Raw genomic sequence first — 19,434 nt, forward strand, 5'->3', positions numbered from 1 at the left:
GAATTGTCATGCATTGCCCCCTTGCAGGATGGGCCGGAAGCCGTAGGTTGCTTTTTTGAGGGGGGTGGTTCGTGATACGAATCCGGGCGAAGGCACTATTGCTGCTTGCCGCGCCATTATTGGCGGCGGCGGCATTTCTTACGGGCAGTTTTCATGCAAGTGACGCGCAGGCGCAAGCTGGCGGTGCCACTTATGAAGGCGTTGCGACCTGTGCAGGCTCAACCTGCCATGGCCGGGCCGAGGGTAATGGAGAAGTTGTCCGCCAAGATGAAATTGCCAGCTGGCAGGAACCGTCATCATCAACAGGTGCGCATAGCAGAGCCTTTGCCGCGCTCGCGTCCCCGCGTGGACGCCAAATTGCTGCGAGCCTTGGCCTTGGTTCCGCGACATCGGCGCAGGCCTGCCTCGGGTGCCACGCGACTTATGTTCCCAAATCACGGCAAGGGGCACGTTTCCTGACCGCTGACGGTGTTGGCTGCGAAAGCTGCCACGGGCCGTCCTCGCGCTGGCTGTCATCGCATTACGGCGTGCCGGGCACACATGCATCGAATGTGTCGCTCGGCCTGACACCGCTCGAAAACCCGCAGGTTCGGGCTAAGGTCTGCCTCGATTGCCATTATGGCAGCGCCGATGGAAACCAGTTCGTTACGCATTCGATGATGGCTGCCGGTCACCCTCGTGTTGCTTTCGAACTCGACCTGTTTTCTGCCTTGCAGCAGCATCATGACGAAGATGGCGATTATGCCGCGCGTAAGGGGAGGACTGACAGCGTCCGCCTGTGGGCGGTTGGTCAGGCAGAGGCGGTTGCACGGTCGACTGACCTGTTCTCACGACCGGGATTTGGCACGATGGGCGTGTTTCCCGAATATTACTTTTATGATTGTCACAGCTGTCATCGCCAAATCAAGGATGGGCCGCAGCGCCAATTGACTTTCGAAACCAATCCGGGGCGCCCCATTCCATTCGGCATGGCACCCTATAATGACGAAAATATCATCATGCTTTCGGCTGTGGCGAGGACTTTTGCGCCGGGCCGGGCTGCGGCATTCGACAGCGCTAGCAAGAATTTCCACCGCGCAATGGGCGAAGGGCGCAGTCAGGCAACGGCTGCTGCGCAGAAGCTCCGTGGCGAAGCCTCGGCACTTTCGGCGGCGCTGGCGGGCAGGGCCTATTCAGGAAATGATGCATTCTCGGTCGTTCAGATGATTTCAGACACAGCAACCAACCCGCGCTTCACCGATTATGCTGGCTCTGCGCAAGCAGTGATGGCGGTTGACACGCTGCTCAATGCGATGGTTCGCGAAGGCCGCATTACAGTCGGCGCGGCAGCGGGGATCCGGGCCAACATCAACCGCGCTTATTCTGCTGTGCGCAGCCCTGAGGTTTACCAGCCTGCCGCGTTCCGCGCGGCGCTCGGCCAAGCGACCCGCGCAATCGGGGTATTGCGGTGATGGCGCGTCGGATTGGAAATGCTCTTTGTATGGCCGCAGCATTGTCGCTTGCGGCGTGTGGCGGGGGTGACAGTTCTGCCCCGCCACCAACCGGCGGTGGCCCGCTGCCTACGCCAACTCCGCCACCTGCGGGACGCCTGTTTGCCGATCCGGTTATGGCATCGCTGTCAGTCGCAGATGTGCAATTGGTGCTGGCGCAAGCAGTTGGTGAAGCGCAAGCGAGGGGCCTTGCATCGACTATTGCTGTAACCGACCGTGTGGGCAATGTGCTCGCCGTGTTTGAAATGAACGGCGCGCCCAAGACGACTTTCGTCAGCCGTAAGACCATCGGCGGCGAAGCGGCGGTAGGCCAGGAAATCGGGTTGCAGGGACGAGAGATTCCCTCAACGACAGTGGCCATCGCTAAAGCCATTACCGGAGCCTATTTGTCGAGCGGCGGCAACGCTTTCTCAACCCGTACCGCCAGCCAGATCGTCCAGGAACATTTTCCGCCTGCACCCACCACGAAGGGTCTCGAAAGCGGGCCGTTGTTCGGTGTGCAATTCAGCCAGCTGCCTTGTTCGGATCTCAACGCACGCTTCACGGGCGGAGCGGGTTCCAACGCTTTGATTGGGCCGAAGCGCTCGCCAATCGGCCTCGCAGCCGATCCGGGTGGATTTCCGCTGTATAAGAACGGCGTGGTGGTTGGCGGAATCGGCATCGCTGGTGACCGCGATTATGGTGCCGACAATAATATTCTCGACATAGATCTCGATGATGAAGAGGCGATTGCGCTCGCCGGAATTCAGGGCTTTGCGCCGCCAATAGAGATTACTGCCGACCGTATTCCCGTCGATGGCACTACGCTGCGTTTTAGCGACATGACCATTGGCGACCTGTCGCCGATCCAGACTAGCTTTGGCGCGGTCAACGGGCCTGCCGGAATGCTGATTGGGGTGACCGGATATAATGCCGCTGTGATCCAGCCTGGTGCAGCTTACGGCACAGAGCAATCGGGCATCCGCCGCAGCACAACCGCCGAATTTTCCAATGCGGACGCCTATGTGCTGACCGATGGTGCTGGCAATAGCCGATTCCCAATCCGAGCAGGCACCGATGCGGCGAGTGTCGGCCAGCCGCTGACGGCCGACGAAGTTCGGGCGATTTTGGAAGAGGCATTTGCTGTTCTCTCCCGTTCACGTGCGCAAATCCGCCGTCCGGTAGATAGCCGGATGCAAGCTTCCGTCAGCCTGGTCGATACACATGGGCAGGTGCTGGGGCTTGTGCGCTCGCCTGACGGCCCGATTTTCGGAACCGATGTTTCGCTGCAAAAGGCGCGGACGGCGGCCCTGTTTTCCAATCCTGTCGCGAGCCAGCAATTGCTCGCGACACCAGCGGCGGCACCTTATGTTTCGCGCGTTCGGACTTTTCTGAATGACCCCGATGCGCTTACGGGTAATTTCGCCTTTGCCGATAGGTCGGGCGGAAACCTGTCGCGCCCCTATTTCCCTGATGGTCAGCTAAATACGCCGCCAGGTCCATTATCCGTGCAGCAATCTTCCCAATTCAGCCCGTTCGCAGTCGGTTTGCAGACCGATTTGATCGCGGGAGACATCGTAAATCACCTACGCTTTGTGCTTGGAATGAATGCCGACCCCGCTCCTGGATGCACGAACATCCCGGCGTCACCTAGCGGGAATAAGCGGATCGCCAATGGCATCCAGATTTTTCCCGGCTCTGTACCGATCTACCGCGGCAACCAGCTGATCGGCGGCATTGGCGTGTCGGGTGACGGGATTGATCAGGATGACATGGTCAGTTTCCTCGGCTTGCACAATGCGGGCATCCGGCTTGGCAGTCTGGGTAATGCACCGAAGGACATCAGGGCGGACCGGATCGAGGTGGCAGTGGGCAATCGCACGGTCCGCTTGCGTTACGTCAGTTGCCCCTTCGCACCATTCCTTGACACGGCTGAACAGAATGTTTGCGAGGGCCTTTAGTGAGCGTTGCATTCATCCTTCCTTTGATTTTACAAGCGGGCGAGCCGCCTAAACAGGTAAACGCTGGCGATAGTTTTGCCCGCTCATTCGATGCTGCAATCTTGCAAGTCCAGCCGTCGGAAAAGCGGCAGCGTCCCGGCGAAACTCCGCCAACTGAAGTGGAATCTCCACCGGAACCGACCCAATCGCCTGATGCAATCGAGGCCGAGCCGGGTGAACCGCCTGCGGTTGACAATGAGTCAATTGACGGACGCCGCAGACCAGGGATTACGGGGGAATTACCGGACCGTATCACTCAGGAAAATGAAGGCGCTTTCCGTGCCCCGCCGCCGGAGGCTTTCCCGACAGACCAATTGCCTATTCCAGATCGGTGGAGGTTAATTCAGTCACTCGGGCTGGTGAAGGAGAACTGGCGCGACCCGTATAATCAGAACACCTATAAGGGTGACCGGCCGATTAACCGCGCCAAAGTTCCGTGGCTGCCGATAAAGGGCAATGACTGGTTTTTCGTTGGCAATGTTATCAGTGATACGGTGATCGAACCGCGCACCTTCCCGATTCCGGTGGGGGTGCAAACCACACAGGATCCTGACCGGCTCGACGTTTTCGGAAATGAATCCAGTCTGGTGCTGTCGCAGACATTCATCGCAGGGGCAGCGCTACTGAAGGGTAACACGGCATTTGTCCCTCCGACCATCGAATATCGTGTCACGCTCGCGCTCAATGTAAACTATGTCGATGTGCCCGAACGCCGGGTGCTGTTTGTCGAACCAACCAAACCGACGCACCGGCTCGACCATTTCCTTGGGCTTCAAGAGGCGTTTGTTGATTATCATTTCAGCGAATATGATACAGACCGGTTCGATTTCATCTCGATCCGTGCCGGGATTCAGCCGTTTCAGGCCGATTTCCGCGGGTTTCTGTTCAACGATAACCAGCTGGGCGTGCGTCTGTTCGGCAACCGCGATAACAACCGCGTACAGTTCAATCTCGCGGCATTCTGGCGGCTGGAGAAAGACACCAACAGCGGGCTGAATGCGATCACGCAGTCACCGCGTGACGATTTCTTTCTGATCGCCAATGCATACCGCCAGGATTTCCTTATCCCTGCGCTGACCAGCCAGATTACCTTTGCTTATAACCGCAATCGCGAGGGCAATGATACAAAGGTCGACGATAATGGTTTTCCGGTTCGCCCGGCCTTGCTCGGCACACTACGCGGGCGTGATTATGACGTATTCTATCTCGGCTATAATGCGGACGGACGGGTTGGCCGGATCAATATCACCGCCAGCGCCTATGGCGCGTTCGGCGAAGACCGGAACAGCTTCTTCACTGACCGGCCAGCGGACATTCGCGCCTTCTTTGCGGCAACCGAATTAAGTTATGACCGGGACTGGATGCGCTTCCGCCTGTCAGGCGCCTATGCCAGCGGTGATGGCGACCCCTATGATGATGTCGAAACAGGCTATGACGCGGTGTTTGAAAACCCGATATTTGCAGGGGCAGATACGTCTTACTGGATACGCCAGACGATTCCGTTTGCCGGGGGAGGGCGGAATGTTTCGGTCAACAATCGCAACGGCCTGCTCAATTCTCTGCGTCCCTCAAAAGAGCAGGGTCAGTCCAATTTCAATAATCCCGGCCTGATGCTGCTTGGCGCCGGTGCCGATTTCGACCTGACGCCCGAATTCCGGCTGTCCACCAACGCCAACCATTTGTGGTTTGAAAATACCGCAACTTTGGGGGCTCTTAGAAACGAGGGCAGCATACCTAAGGAAATCGGCTGGGACCTGTCTGCGGCAGCCATTTGGCGGCCCAAGGCGACGCAAAACATTGTCTTCCGCCTTTCGGGAGCAGCCCTGCTTTCGGGAAAAGGCTTTGACGATTTGTTCGACAATCTGGGCAATACCGGGACATATTACTCCGTGCTCGCAAATCTGATTTTGACCTACTGATGCGTATTTCTCGCCCTACGCTCGATCTAAAAACACTCGCCTTTGTCGTGGCGCTGCTATGCGCGGCAGTCGCCATGGTTCTAGGCGGACAGACCAACGCCGCATCAGGCGAGAAACCGGTAAAGCGCGATTATTCGCAAATTTGGAAAGAACCTGCACCGGCACGCCAACCTGGCATTACGATCGAAGAGCGTTTGGCAGCGGTCGCCGCGAAGTCTGACGGCTGTTACAGCTGCCACGTTAAAACCGACGCGCCAAGCATGCACGCTACGCCTGCGGTAGAGCTTGGCTGCGTTGATTGCCACGGTGGCAATGCGGCCATCATGGGCAACAGCAAGCTGGAGCATGATGATCCGCTTTATGTGAAAGCGCGCGAGCTTGCCCATGTGCTGCCTAAATATCCCGAAAGCTGGCATTATCCTTCTTCGGCAAATCCGAAGCGTACCTATGGCTTGCTGAACAAGGAATCGCCCGAATTCGTCCGTTTTGTGAACCCGAGCGATTACCGCGTCGCGCGCGAAAGTTGCGGCGCGTGTCATATGCCGGTGATCGAGGCAGGCGAGCGTTCGCTGATGGCGACCGGCGCAATGCTGTGGGGCGGGGCGGCCTATAATAACGGTATTTTACCGTATAAGAATTACGCGCTGGGAGAAGCCTTCACCCGCGACGGATTGCCCGCAAAACTGCTTAGTCCGGGATCGCCTCCGGGCACCGTAACTGAAAGACAGAAAGCGCGTGGGGCCTTGGCGGCGCTCTATCCGCTACCGTCTTGGCAGGTTATCCCGCCGGGCGATGTGTTCCGCGTGTTTGAACGCGGCGGACGGACGATTAACACCCAATTCCCTGAAATCGGATTGCCAAGCCCGACCGGCTCGATCCAGCGTTTGGAGGAACCGGGCCGCCCCGATATCAAGCAATCGAATCGCGGACCGGCGACCGGTCTTCGTGTCGCTATTCCCGCGCTCAACATTCACAAAACCCGTCTCAATGATCCGTTTATGTGGTTCATGGGAACCAATGACCAGCCGGGCGATTACCGCCATTCGGGCTGCGCCGCCTGCCATGTGGTCTATGCCAATGACCGCGAGCCGCGCCATAGTCTCATCTATGCGAAATTTGGCCGAGATGGTCAGACGCAAACGATCGACCCGACCATCGCGAACAAGCTCGAACCCAAGTATGGCGGTGGCCACGGTAATGGGCACAATGATGATGATGAGCAGGCTAATCATGGCGAGAAAACAAGCGGACATGGTGGCCTGAAACAGCCGGGGGATCATGCTGAAGATGGGCACGACAAAGACGCACCGATGAAAGAAAAGGGGCATCCGCTCAAACACGTCTTCACGCGGTCAATCCCGACATCGCAATGCATGAATTGCCATATGCATCAGCCCAATATCTTCCTGAATTCCTATCTCGGCTACACGATGTGGGATTATGAATCGGACGCGCCGCTAATGTGGCCGGGGCCGGACAACAAGACGCCGCGCCCGCCGGGCATGAGTGATCAGGAATATGAAGATACCTATCTGAAGCAGCGCTATCCCAATGCTTCCGAAGTTCTGGAAGTGCTTGCGCGCAATCCAGAAGGCGCTTCACCTAAGGGCCTGTGGGGCGATCTTGATTTCCTGCGCAATGTTTATGATCTGAACTCAGAGGCGACCGATACGCAATTCGCCGATTATCACGGCCACGGGTGGAATTTCCGCGCGATTTTCAAGCGCGACCGTGAAGGCAATCTGCTCGATAAAGACGGCAATATTGTCGATAATGACGATCCCGAAAAATTCCGTAAGGAAGGCGAAGGCAAATTTGTCGAGCCGGGCACCAATCCGGGCAAAGCGGTCCATATGATGGACATCCACGCCGAAGTTGGAATGCAATGCGCTGATTGCCACTTTGCGCAAGACAGCCACGGCAACGGGCTGATTTACGGTGAGGTCGCCAATGCAATCGAGATCGGCTGCAAGGACTGTCACGGCACTGCCGACGCCTATCCCACACTGTTTACCAGTGGCCCTGCCGCGCCGCCCAAGGGCAACAATCTGTCGCTGCTTCGCAACCCGGATGGCCAGCGCCGCTTCGAGTGGAGCTATGACAATATGGGCCGCAAGACTCTTGTTCAAAGGTCGATTGTCGATCCCGAACTGGAATGGAAAGTCAGCCTGACCAAAGATAGCGTCGACAAAAACTCACCCCATTTCAACGCCAAATCTGCCCGCGCAAAATTGATGGCGCGGGGAGGTGCGGAAAGCGGCCGGTTCGAATTCGGCACTGGTATTGCTCAGGGCGACCGTGCGCATGAAGATGGCGAGATGGCCTGTTTCACTTGCCACCTCAGTTGGACAACATCATGCGGCGGGTGCCATTTGCCAATCGAGGCAAACTGGAAAACCGCTGATCACCATTATGAAAACAAGGAATCGCGCAACTTCGCGACTTACAATCCGCAGGTTGCGCGCGATCAGATGTTCCAATTGGGCAAGCACCAGACGACCAAGGGAAATCAGGTTGCTCCGGTTCGTTCAACTTCGGCGCTGGTCCTGTCATCGACTAACATCAACCGCGAACGGATTTATGCGCAGCAACCACCGGTCAGCGCAATTGGCTTCAGCAGTCAGGCCTTTGCACCGCATTTTCCGCATACGGTGCGCCTGACGGAAACCAAGACCTGTTCCGACTGCCACCTGTCTGAGGCTGACGACAATAACGCGATTATGTCCCAGTTGCTGTTGCTCGGGACCAATTATGTAAACTTTGTCGGGATCAATGCTTGGACCGGACTAGAAGGCGGGTTCGAGGCGGTGCGTGTGACCGAGTGGGACGAGCCGCAAACTGTGCTCGGTTCCTATCTGCACAAATACGCCTATCCCGATTATTACAAACAATTCGTCGAGGAAAATGACCGAGAATTGAAGGATTGGATTCGCGGCGACGCGTTTGACGAGAACCTGTCGGGAGAGACCAAACCGTTTGAAGAATTCGCCAATGTTCATGAGGGGACAAGCGACCGTGTCGGTTGCCTTCAGCTTCGCGGCGAGTACATGTTTGTCGCGGCCGGCAAGGGCGGCTTCCGCGTTTATGATGTCGCTTCGATTGCCAATAAGGGCATTTCGGAACGGATTATCACTGCGCCGTTTAGCCCACTCGGCCAAGATACGATTGTGGGTTCGAAGAATGCGACCTGTATGGCGCTGGCGACCAATCAGCCGATCAATCCGCTGCGTAACACCGAACAGATGCGCAAGGACAATCAGGAGCAACCATTCCTGCCGATCTATCAATATGCTGTGGTGACCGATAGCGAGGAGGGGATGATCCTCGTCAACGTCAATACCATGGCTGACGGCGAGTTTCGCAATAACAAGCTGAGCCGTGCGAAATTCTCAAACGGAAGCACGGCCTGGAACGAGGGCGGGGTGCTTAACGGTGCGCGCCACGTCCATCTGGCTGGCGAAATTGCCTTCATTACGGCCGATCGCGGTCTTGTTGTGATGGACCTTGCCGATCCAATGAACCCGCAAGTTGTTGCGGTGCGCGAGTTAACCGATGCGAGAGCCTCGGCGATCCAGTTCCGCTACTTGTGGGTTACTGATGCTGATGGCGTGAAGCTGTTCGATGTCACCAATATGCGCAATCCGGTGCCGATGCCGCAAGGCACGATCCCGCTCGCCAATGCGCAACGGCTCTATCTTGCACGGACATACGCCTATGTTGCGGCCAAGCAGGATGGTTTGGTAATTGTCGACATTACCCGTCCGCTCGCGCCCAAGATTTACAAAAAAGAGACGCTGGGCGGCACTCTGAATGATGCTGAGGATGTGATTGTGGCTTCAACCAACGCATCGTTGTTCGCCTATGTCGCGGACGGGGTGAACGGTATGAAAGTGCTGCAACTGACCAGCCCGTCCAGCCAGCCCAATTTCTACGGCTTCAGCCCCGCGCCCAAGCCGGAAATGGTCGCTTGGGCCAAGACCAAGAGCCCGGCAATATCGCTATCCAAAGGCCTCGACCGCGACCGTGCAGTTGATGAAACCGGAGGCCAGATGGCGGTGTTCGGCAGGCTCGGATCGCGCCCCTTCACCCGCGAGGAAATGGAGAAATTGTTCCTGACGGGCGGAGGCGTGCCGTGGAAAGTCAGCGACGAGCCTGACATGAGCGCATGGGTAGGTGGAAGTTTGCGGCCAAATTGATGGGATGAATGGGAAAGATACTTTGGAGGAGGGGTAAATGCTTCGGATTATTAAGTCATTGCTAGTGCTTTTCATCGGGCTTCACGCCCTGTTTTACGCGCTGCAGAATCTCGCGAATTTATCTGCTGCGCATCAGGCACTTGGATATGTGCTGTCTGGCGCTGATCACGAAGTTTATCCCAATACATTGTTCTTCAAGCTCGACAGTCCAATGCTGAGCGGCTTGGCTCTTATGCTCGTTTTGATAGGCGAATTTGCAGTAGCGTTCTTTGGTATAAAGGGCGGCTGGGATCTTTTGAAAGCGCGCGGCGGAACCAAAGAAGAATTTCACGCTGCCAAGCACGCAGGCCTTGTCGCCGCCGGATTGGCGCTGCTGGTGTGGTTCGGTTTCTTCATGACATTCGGTGCGGCTTTCTTCCAAATGTGGCAAACCCAAGTCGGAACAGGCTCGATGAACGGTGCCTTCATGTATGCAATGGCATCGGCGATCACTATGTTGTTCGTTTGTCTGACCGATGACTGAGATCGCTGCTTGGCAAGCCCGCTGAATTGGTGAGCTGGGCACCAATGCCGTGAACTCATTCCCGCTCGGCAAACATCCCTTGGATCATGCCCTGCAGGCCCGCATCATACCGTGCCAGCACCACCCAGTCGCTGACTTTTTCGAAATGCGTCAGCAATTGGTCATCCGCCCAGCGGTGGATGGCATAGGTTGGCGGTTCGGTAGTGATCAGGTCGCGGTGGTCGGGTGTTTCTGGATCAATCGGGCGTAAATCCATCGCCACCAGCGGCGCTACGGATGGAGTTACGCTCACCAGAATGCCGCGGAATGTGGTGGTGATCGGGCGATGCAAATGGCCGCAATGGATCGCCCTGATCTGACTGTGTCCCTCGATCGCGTCACCGAAACGGACCATCCAGGGTTCGTCCTTGCCCGGGTCCATCCAGCCAATGCCGGACACAACCGGTGGATGATGCATGAATATCAGAGTGGGCGTCTCTGGATGCGCTGCCAGTTCAGCCTTCAGCCAGGCGGAACGGACCTCACAAAAGGCGCCGCCGTGGCGGCCGACCTCCAGCGTATCGAGGAATAATATGCGCAGGCCATCTTGCTCGACCGCATATTGGATGAAGCCGTCCTGTGTCGGTGTGTCGGGGAAAGCGTGGAGGAGACCCTCTCGTGTATCGTGATTGCCCGGTATCGAGTAAATCGGCACTTCGCATTTCTTGAGCAGGCCAGCAGTTTTCTCGAAGCTTTCCTTATCGCCATGGTCGGTCAAATCGCCGGTCAACACCAGCATATCGATGGGGTTGGGGCCGCCAAGCAGCCGGTCCAGAGTGGCGCGGAACCGGATACGGTTAAGCTCCTCCGGCTTGGCATCGGGATCGAAGCCGATATGGATATCGGTCATCTGCGCTATCAGCATGCGGCCCTGCTTCCCCCTTACTTGCCCAGATGCGCCATTTTTGTGTCAGTCATTTCGGGCCAATCATTTTGGCTTCCGGTTGATCATGGCGACTTTGTCCGGTGTGCCCGTCTTCTTCTCTCCGGGCAAGTCCTTGGGTTTGGTGGCGACAGTCGCCGGGTGATAGGAATGGCACATCGCGCAACTAGATGGCACCTCTGCTTGTTTCGCATCCTCGCCCAAATGGCAATCGCGGCAGATGGCGATTGGCGGTAGCAACAAATCTTCCGAAGTGCTGGAGGTACCAGCCTTGTGGCAAGTGCTGCATTCTTCCTGCTCGTGCGATTTATGGTCGAACCAGCCGTGCATCAAATAATTATCACGAAGGTGGACAGGCATCACGTCTGGCTTGCCGTTTTTAGTCGTCGGGACGTGACATTCACCGCAGACGCCATCGCTGGAAAGCGCACGGTTGATCGCAATGTAAGACCGCGCAGGGCGTCCGAAGTTCTGGTAATAGAGACCGCCACGAGCAAATTCACCCGGGCGTTTTCTGCCGGTAACGATCGCGCGGCGCGGGGCGCGGTCCATGGCGCGCAGATCGGCTTGCATCTCCTCGACTTTCCCGTGCCGTAGCGAGCGGAAAGTGGAGCCGACTTTGTCATAGACTAGGCTGTGACAGCTCTCACAATTCTCTTCCATATTAACGGGAAGGAAGCTGTTCCTGTCCGCTGTCGGGGTGTGGCAATCCGAACAGACCAGCTTGCTGCCATAACCATTCTTGGCCCCGATATTCCCGGCCATTTTCGCGACACCTCCGCCTGATTCAAGGTGCAGATCATGCGGGAATTTCAGACCGTGCTGTTCACGTGGATTGTCAGCAAGCGACAAGCGTTGTGTTTTATCGCTGCCCAGTTCCGGGTGGAAGACTGCTTTGAACTGAGGATGGGCGGTGCCAAAATCGGCGGCATTTTCCAGCTTGGTATCAGTCAGCCGCGCGTCCATACCGTTGTGACAATCGGAACAGAATTGTTGCGCCGTTGGCTCCATCCGGCCAGCACCTTCATGTTCGCTATGGCAAGTGGTGCACGAACCGGGGCCTTCTTTGCCGAACTTCTCAGCAACAGCCCACAGGAATTCGTCGCCTTTCGACATCGGGCCGCGGCTGGTATTCTGGCGAGGGATAGCAGCGTGGTCACCAATGCTTTCATGGCAGGTCAGGCAGGTTGCATCCTGTACCGACTGGAACGGTTCGACATGGCATGCCTCGCAATTATCCTCGAGGCCGTGGTGCGCCTGACTTAGCGATCCGGTGCTCCAACTGGCGTCCATCATTGTCTCGCCTGGACCGGCATAGCCGGAATTGCCCCCATCATTATTGCTGCTGCGGTTCAGGTGGGTGTAAATCGGGATGGCCAGAAACGCGATCAGGATTGCAGCAAGCCCGATCCACGCCATAATCCGCTTGCTCGGTAAAGCAGATGCCAGTGCAAAGCCTTTGACCTCGGCTGTGTCCTCAGTGTGATCTGCGGTTTTGCTGATGGTGATCGAAATCGGTTCGTCACCGTCTTGCGAAAATTCCAAACGGAAGCTGCCAAAGCTAAGCTCACCGCCCTCGTTTGGACGGAAACTGGCGGATTTTGTTGTGCGGCCATCATGGGTGAAGCCAAGCGAACCTGCCGCCTCAACCGATATTTTACCGCCGGTTTTGATAGTGACGACGGCGTGATTTTGCTCGACCGCCAGATCTGCCAGATGAACATCATTTTCAGATGCGCGGCCAATCGTCAGCGTGTCTTTATCGATTTGCCGATCACGGACAATTTCGCGGCCGGTGGAGGTGAAGTCGATTGTGCGGATCAGGAAGGTCATTATCCGCGCCTCACCAGTAATAGAACACGCTGATGATATGCGCGGCGAGGGCCGCGATCAGCGCTATTGTTGCGGGAATATGGATGAACAGCCAAATTTCGAGCAGCGCCTTGTAGCGCATATGCCGGCGGATTTGGCTTAGTTGTGACTTGCGACGGCCAAGCAAGGCCAGCACGCGATCAATATCTTCGTCACCAGAGTTTTCGGGCAGGCTGTTCAGCGCGCGATTGGTGGCGCAGCGGGGATAATTGCCGCTCATGCGGGCAAGAGTGCCTGCCTTGAACACGTCTTGGCCTAGCGCCTTGATCACCAAATCGGACGCCTCCCGGTCCAGAGGCTGCGCGGCGCTGTCCAATTGCCGGTCAATTGCCGCCAGCGCTTCGATCATTTGGCCGCGTGTCATTTCGCGCGCATTGGTGCTGAGCGAACGCGGCAAAGCGGCATAGACCGAAATTCCGTAAATTCCCGACACGATGACCAGCATCATCAATGCCCAAGCCAGCGTGTGAACATTCCAGCCCAGTTGGAAGCCGGTGTGCATGGTGCCGATAACAACCAACGCAAGTCCAAGATACACATGCGCGCTAGTCCACGCTTTCAGGCTCCACCGGCCTGCCGTCATATTACGTTTGCGGATGCCGAGCAGCGACAGCCACAAGATCAGCAATACCCCGATTGTGCCAAGCGTATATCCATACCAGGTGCCGCCATTATGGCGCGGTTCGACATCGACCAGAAAATAGGAAACGATTACGATCAGGCACAAGGTGGCGGAGACTTTGAGCCAGCGCATGCGCTTGTGCGACAGGAAGCTTTCATGATCGGTATCGCGGCGCTTTTCAGCGAGCGCAAAATTAGAACCGTCATCATTCTTGGCTGAAGATGCCATCAGTCAACGTCCTCCACCAATTTGGTGAAGGTCAGAAATTTCTCCGGCGCGACACGAATTGCAGCGCCAGTAGGACAGGCGCGCACGCAAGCGGGGCCGCCTTCAATTCCGGCGCACATATCGCATTTGATCGCGAGCTTCGCCTGCTCAAGGTTCTTCTTCTCGGCGGTTTTCTTGCGCCAGCTGTAGCTTGCTTCGCCAGGTCCGGGACCAGCACCGAATAGCAGCCATGACAGCAGCGAAGGCTTCTTCGGCGGCTTGGGGTCCATCCGGATTACGCCATAGGGGCAGTTGCGTTGGCAATTGCCGCAACCGATGCAAGTGTCATCGATAAACACTTCTCCATCCGCGCCGCGTTTGATTGCGTTGGGCGGGCAATCGGCCATGCAATGCGGGTGTTCGCAGTGGCGGCAGGATGTCGGCACGTGCAAATGTGCATAGGTCCGCCCGGCCTCCCGGTCGAGGCGGCTGAGCCCTTCATGACTATCCGCGCAGGCTTTCTCGCAATTGTCGCAGCCGACGCATAGAGTCTCGTCAATCAACAGCACGTCGGTCGCTTCACCAAGGCCATTATCGATCAGGAATTTTGCAGTTTCGGAATACATATCGACCGCACTGCCGAAACTTTCCTTACGCTCCTCAACGAAGGCGTTAATCTTGCGGCGTTCGGCCATGTCATTCAGTGCGCGCTCGCGCAGCGCTGGGTTGCGCTCCATCAGACGCAGGAATGCGTCACCAGGGAAGCGCACAACTTCAGATTTAATCGCGGCTTTCACGGTTGCCGTCCGCTTACTGCCGTCGATAACTGCCATTTCGCCGAAATAGGAACCTGCGGGAAGATACGACAAAAAGATCGGTTTGCCGCCAAGGCTCTTTTCGACAATCATCGAGCCTTGCTGAATGACGAAAATGTCCTTGTCGTCTCCGCCTTCTTCGACGACATTCTGGCCGGCGCGAATTTTTACCAGTTCGGCAGCCTCGACCAGTTCGGCTACATCCTCCTTGGTCAGGCCTGAGCCGAACATTTGCAGTAATTGCCGCTCGATAGTGATGCGGTTTACCGCCCGTGCCGCCGATGGCGCGGTGGCGAGCAGCTTCAGCGCCGCATTGCGCGATAATTCCAGCGTAACGGTCGGTTCTGCTGCGCGCACGGTCGAACCCCGGCGACGACCGGAAATCAGGCCAACCTCGCCAAAGATCGACCCTTGCTCGATTGGCACTGTAATCGAACTGTCTTCAGGGTTCACTTCAACCAGCACGGATCCCTCAGCGATGGCAAACATGGAAGATCCGGGGTCCTTGCGGACAAAGATTACATCATCGGTTCCAAAAGCGTCCACATCGCTGTCGAGCATGAGCTCGCGCATTTGTAGCGGCGATAATTCGCGCAGGATGACGATGTTATTGCGGAACACTTCAAGCCATTCATCAACCGAACGATTGCCCGGCAATCTTGCGAATTTTTCTGCTAGAATCGGCTCGTCGGCGGGTTTGAGTTCGTGATTTCCCATCAGGAACTCGATCACATCGTAGCCTTGATTCATACAATGCTTGATCAGCGGGTAACCCGCCAAGGCACCGATGACATGGATGCCGTTCTTGGTAGTTTCAAAGCTGGGCGACAGTTTGGGGAAGGCGCCGCGTTCCTCACTGGTAAAATCGATCCCGCAGCCTTCGACGAACCCGCGTGGCGGCTGTGAGCCGGTCCTCGCGATAATCCGGTCGCAAGGGATGGTCTCGGCACCGTCGCGGGTTTCAAGCACCAGCTCATTTTCGCGCACTTCCGTCGGAGTGGTTTCGCGCCGGACTGAAATGCGCCCGTCGCGCTCGGCTTCCTCTAGCAAGGCGACATTCGCCGGTTTCGCACGCGCAAAGTCGGCGCTGCGGTTCAGAATCGAGACTATGTTCCGCTGCGCCGGATCTGCTGCTAGCCCTAGCGCGTTTTCAATGCCTGCGTCACCAGAGCCGACGACTGTAATATGTTCGTCAAAATATTCACCGGGATCGTCGAGCTGATACTGGATCAGCGGCAAATCGGCGCCCGGACAGCGCAATTTGTTGGGATTGCCTTGGGTGCCGATGGCCATCACCACCGCTTCGGCTTGAATCGTATCCCCGCCCTTTAATTCGATTGTGAAATCGCCGGTTTGTCCGGTGATCGCCGTCACTTCAGAATTTAGCCGCACATTGACTTTGTACTCGGCCATCTGGGTGTCCCAAGTGTCCAGAATATGCTCGCGCTTACCCGCTTCGAAATCGATGTCGCTGCGCAGCACCAGATTGCTGGGCGTAGCCATCACGTGCTTGCCCTTCTGGTATTTGAAAATCGTGTCGGACAGGTGGTCAGTCTTCTCGATCAGGATGTGGCTGATCCCCTGCGCGGCAGCGTGCGCAGCAGCGGAAAGGCCGGCTGGCCCTGATCCTACGATAGCTACTCGGTATTGATCCGGCATTCATCCCCCCGATGATTGCGCGACATGAATTATGTTCTGGCGCCACAATAGGGAAATCGCGACAAACTACTAGACCCAATTGCCGGACAATTCGCATACTGATAGCGTGCGCCGCATGAACGATCAAAGCGAAGAGCAAGAAACCACTGACGGAGTATCACGAGCGGGGCTGGCTGTGCTGCTGGGCGCAGTGCTGATCGCAGGCGGCGCTATCGGTTACAATGTGCTATCAACTAGCAAGGCTAGCGGACCTGAAATCGCGCAACCAGCGGGGCCGCCGACCATAGATTCGTTGAAGGCGGCGGCGGAAGCAGACCCGCTGAATTCGGGCGCGTGGCAGGAGCTTGGCTTCGCCTATTATGAAACAGAGCAATATGACGAGGCGGCGAAGGCCTATCGCCAAGCTATTGAAGGCGACAGGGATAACGCAGTTCTGTGGTCCTCAATGGGTGAGGCACGGCTGTTGGCGAGCGATGCGGTGCAGATGCCAGGCGATGCGGTCAGCGCTTTTGAAAAGGCGCTGGAGCTTGATCCGACCGATGCTAGGGCGCGCTATTTTATGGCTGTGCGGAAGGATTTAGCCGACGATCATGAGGGCGCGATTGATGATTGGCTGGCATTGCTGAAGGATACGCCCGCAGGTGCCCCGTGGGAAGGGAATTTGATCCAGACAATCGAACAGGTCGGCAAGGTTCACAATATCTCGGTCGAGGCCAAACTAGCTGCAGTGGCCAAAGATCGCCCGAAGGCGACCGAGATAACCGCAGGCAATGCGATTCCTGGCCCGTCGAAAGAACAGATCGCCGCTGCTAGCGCGATCGCGCCGGGTGAACAGCGCGATATGGCGGTGGGAATGGTTGAGAGCCTCGAAGGTAAATTGAAGGCAAATCCCAAGAACCCTGATGGTTGGGTTATGCTGATGCGCAGCCGGATGACTTTGGGAGAGCCGGACAAAGCCAGTAAAGCGCTGAAGGACTCGGTTGCGGCTAACCCCGATCAGGCTGACCGGCTACGCAAGGAAGCAGCAGCCTTGGGCATTTCTTAAGGTCAAGTTGAAGGCGGTTTTGGCGCCTTTGGATTGTCCGACGTTTCAATAGTTATCCTGATCTGTTGAAGCGACAAGATCGCAATCCAGAAGCCGATCACAGACAGCGCGCTAGACCCCATGACTGCAAAGGCTGCGCCCTTCAGGCCATTCCATTCCATCGCGGTGCTTAGTAACAGGAAAGCTAATAATGTCGGGATTGCCCGAACAATAAAGGCTGTTCCTGCGCGGCCTGCCGACACGAGCAGCGATTCCAGACTTGCGCCGACCATCTCTATCGCGCCCGAAATCGCCAGAATTACCATGGCCCAATAGACAACACCGAAATCCGCGCCTGCGATGGTTTCGAGACCCCATCGCCCGAATAACAGCGCGAAACCGACCGCAAGGATGCCGCCAACCAGCGCGATGTTGGCTATTCTGCGCGCAATATCATGCGCTTCATCCTTCGCATGGACCAGCTCTGGATAGATAGCTTTGGAAACGGTTTGCGCGAGCTGGACTAGGGCTTGCCCCAATTGCGATGCTACTCGGAAACCGCCGGCAAAAGTCTCGCCGCCAATTGCACCAACCAGCAGAATCATCATCTGTTTGCCTGCCACCAGCAAGCTCCCCGACAAATTGGTTGCAACCACAAATTGCCACGCATCAGGATGATCACGAGGGATGTTGCGCAAGCTGATCTTGGAAAGATCAATCTTCTCCTGGCGCGAAGCGACTACCCAATAGGCAGCCGCTATGGCAATTTCGGATGCCGCCCATGCGAGGATAAATCCGGTAACGCTGGGCATGAACCAGAATGCCAGAAAAGCGCCGATTGCTCGGATAATCGGCTGCACCGCATCAGCGGCGGTTGCGAGTGCGTATTTAAAGCGAAGCCGAAGCAAACCGGTTGGTGTCGAGCGCAGCGAGAGAAGCGACACCATGCAATAGCCGAACGCGACCCACATCAATTCATTTGGCAGAGGGAGCCAGAATTGGGCCGACCATACCAAGACTGCGGCAAACACAGTGCCCAGCACAACCGAAATCATATCGAGCGCGATGGCAAATCCGGTTGCCTCCCCAGGCCCTTCCGGTGCGGAACCCCAACGTACTACAAACTGCCATGTCTGGAAATTGGCGATGCCGGTAACCGTTTGCCCCAAAGCAACAATAATCGCGAAATGCCCGAAGCCGTCGAGACCCAGAGTCCGCGTCGCCAGCGCCAGATAGACCAGGCTTAATACCGCATTGAGGCCGCGCCCCGTCAGGAGCCAGCCGATATTCTTGATCAAACGCTGCATGGTCCCGGACGCTTTGGGCGGATTAGCCCGAAGCCGCCTCTTGTTTGGCTAAAATTCGTTCGGTCACGTCGAAAGTGCGCTGATTGTCGACATCAATCGCATATTGGCCATTCGACATAACAATCGGGCACATCTTGTATCCGAAACGTTTGGACACCTGTTCGAAAATCTTTTCCTTGGTTCCCCAGCCAAAATAGAACCGGATAAGGTTAATCAGCCCGAATGCCTGCGCAATCCTCTTCGGAAATTTCACGAATTGCCCGCCATTGCGCATAATCTCAGCCGCTGACAGCGCCCCTTCGGAACCCATCCAATAGGTGTTGCAGTTGGAATAACCGCCGTCCTTGAACTCATAAAATTTCTTTTGGCCATCCGGATCGGCGGCGCGCACATCTTCTTTGCGCGCCAACCCAGCGGCGGCGTCCGCACCGGCGGCGAGCGCCTTGTCGATAAATTCGGCATAGCCTTCGCTGGTAACAAGGCAATTGTCTGCCGTAGTTATCAAAACCGGAAATTCCGCGCCCTCTGCGCCTGCAAATACGCTGTCGACCAGATTGAACGCTCCGGGCCGCATCACCAAGCGGCCTTCGGCGATTAGCTTGGCGACAGTCGGCAATTGCTCGATCTCATCGGGCTCATGCGCGATGATGCGGATTTCCCCGATCCGGTCGCAACCGGCCACTTCCTTCACCACACGTTCGACCATCGGCACGCCGAGCACCGGAACAACGCATTTTTGCGCAACGCCAGCCGTCGCTGCCAGCGGATCGAGAACGCCGGACCTTTTACCGGCCATGATTAATGCGGTTACTGTCATGACTTCGTCCTAGCTCGCGGTGCATTTTGTGCAAGCCTTGCCAATAATATCAGCTGCAGGCAGTGGGCCCAATATGGTGGCC

The 19,434-nt window shown here is 56.7% G+C and carries 12 protein-coding genes; 6 read left to right on the forward strand and 6 right to left on the reverse strand.

Features of this window, described 5'->3' with window-relative positions:
* Positions 1 to 71: 71 nt before the first annotated feature.
* From GRI36_RS04690 to GRI36_RS04710, 5 genes are all read left to right on the forward strand, one after another.
* The gene (locus GRI36_RS04690; RefSeq protein WP_328598353.1) at positions 72 to 1,451 is read left to right on the forward strand and encodes a multiheme c-type cytochrome; all 1,380 of its coding nucleotides are present in this window, start codon (positions 72 to 74) and stop codon (positions 1,449 to 1,451) included.
* Positions 1,451 to 3,430 carry a GlcG/HbpS family heme-binding protein gene (locus tag GRI36_RS04695; RefSeq protein WP_160597405.1) on the forward strand — a complete coding sequence of 660 codons (1,980 nt, stop codon included), beginning with the start codon at positions 1,451 to 1,453 and terminating at the stop codon, positions 3,428 to 3,430. The genes GRI36_RS04690 and GRI36_RS04695 overlap by 1 nt, the downstream gene beginning before the upstream one ends.
* Before the next feature lie 101 nt (positions 3,431 to 3,531).
* Positions 3,532 to 5,388, forward strand: a complete 1,857-nt coding sequence (locus GRI36_RS04700) for a hypothetical protein (RefSeq protein ID WP_235902372.1) — start codon at positions 3,532 to 3,534, stop codon at positions 5,386 to 5,388.
* Entirely contained in the window at positions 5,388 to 9,584 is a 4,197-nt protein-coding gene (locus tag GRI36_RS04705; RefSeq protein ID WP_407985661.1) for an LVIVD repeat-containing protein, read from the forward strand. Before GRI36_RS04700 ends, GRI36_RS04705 begins: the two co-directional genes overlap by 1 nt.
* Before the next feature lie 37 nt (positions 9,585 to 9,621).
* Positions 9,622 to 10,107 carry a DUF2165 family protein gene (locus GRI36_RS04710; RefSeq protein WP_160597406.1) on the forward strand — a complete coding sequence of 162 codons (486 nt, stop codon included), beginning with the start codon at positions 9,622 to 9,624 and terminating at the stop codon, positions 10,105 to 10,107.
* A 55-nt stretch (positions 10,108 to 10,162) separates the two neighbouring features.
* Here GRI36_RS04710 and GRI36_RS04715 read toward each other — a convergent pair whose 3' ends face one another.
* The 4 genes from GRI36_RS04715 to GRI36_RS04730 all read right to left on the reverse strand — a co-directional run bounded on the left by GRI36_RS04715 (position 10,163) and on the right by GRI36_RS04730 (position 16,204).
* Positions 10,163 to 11,011: a phosphodiesterase gene (locus GRI36_RS04715; protein ID WP_160597407.1), complete on the reverse strand. Its 849-nt coding sequence runs from the start codon at positions 11,009 to 11,011 to the stop codon at positions 10,163 to 10,165.
* Between the two features lie 63 nt (positions 11,012 to 11,074).
* Positions 11,075 to 12,862, reverse strand: coding sequence for a cytochrome c3 family protein (locus GRI36_RS04720; RefSeq protein WP_160597408.1), 1,788 nt, complete (start codon positions 12,860 to 12,862; stop codon positions 11,075 to 11,077).
* A gap of 10 nt (positions 12,863 to 12,872) precedes the next feature.
* Entirely contained in the window at positions 12,873 to 13,751 is an 879-nt protein-coding gene (locus tag GRI36_RS04725; protein WP_160597409.1) for a hypothetical protein, read from the reverse strand.
* Positions 13,751 to 16,204 (reverse strand): NAD(P)-binding domain-containing protein, encoded by a 2,454-nt coding sequence (locus tag GRI36_RS04730; protein WP_160597410.1) that lies wholly within the window; start codon positions 16,202 to 16,204, stop codon positions 13,751 to 13,753. Before GRI36_RS04730 ends, GRI36_RS04725 begins: the two co-directional genes overlap by 1 nt.
* 115 nt (positions 16,205 to 16,319) lie before the next feature.
* Between GRI36_RS04730 and GRI36_RS04735 the strand changes: the two genes are divergently transcribed.
* Positions 16,320 to 17,249 carry a tetratricopeptide repeat protein gene (locus GRI36_RS04735; protein ID WP_235902164.1) on the forward strand — a complete coding sequence of 310 codons (930 nt, stop codon included), beginning with the start codon at positions 16,320 to 16,322 and terminating at the stop codon, positions 17,247 to 17,249.
* A gap of 2 nt (positions 17,250 to 17,251) precedes the next feature.
* Here GRI36_RS04735 and GRI36_RS04740 read toward each other — a convergent pair whose 3' ends face one another.
* On the reverse strand, positions 17,252 to 18,535 hold the full coding sequence (locus GRI36_RS04740) for a lipopolysaccharide biosynthesis protein (protein WP_160597411.1): 1,284 nt from the start codon (positions 18,533 to 18,535) through the stop codon (positions 17,252 to 17,254).
* A gap of 22 nt (positions 18,536 to 18,557) precedes the next feature.
* Entirely contained in the window at positions 18,558 to 19,352 is a 795-nt protein-coding gene (locus tag GRI36_RS04745; protein ID WP_160597412.1) for an NTP transferase domain-containing protein, read from the reverse strand.
* Positions 19,353 to 19,434: the final 82 nt, after the last annotated feature.

It is taken from the genome of Pontixanthobacter gangjinensis (assembly GCF_009827545.1).
Lineage (GTDB): Bacteria > Pseudomonadota > Alphaproteobacteria > Sphingomonadales > Sphingomonadaceae > Pontixanthobacter > Pontixanthobacter gangjinensis.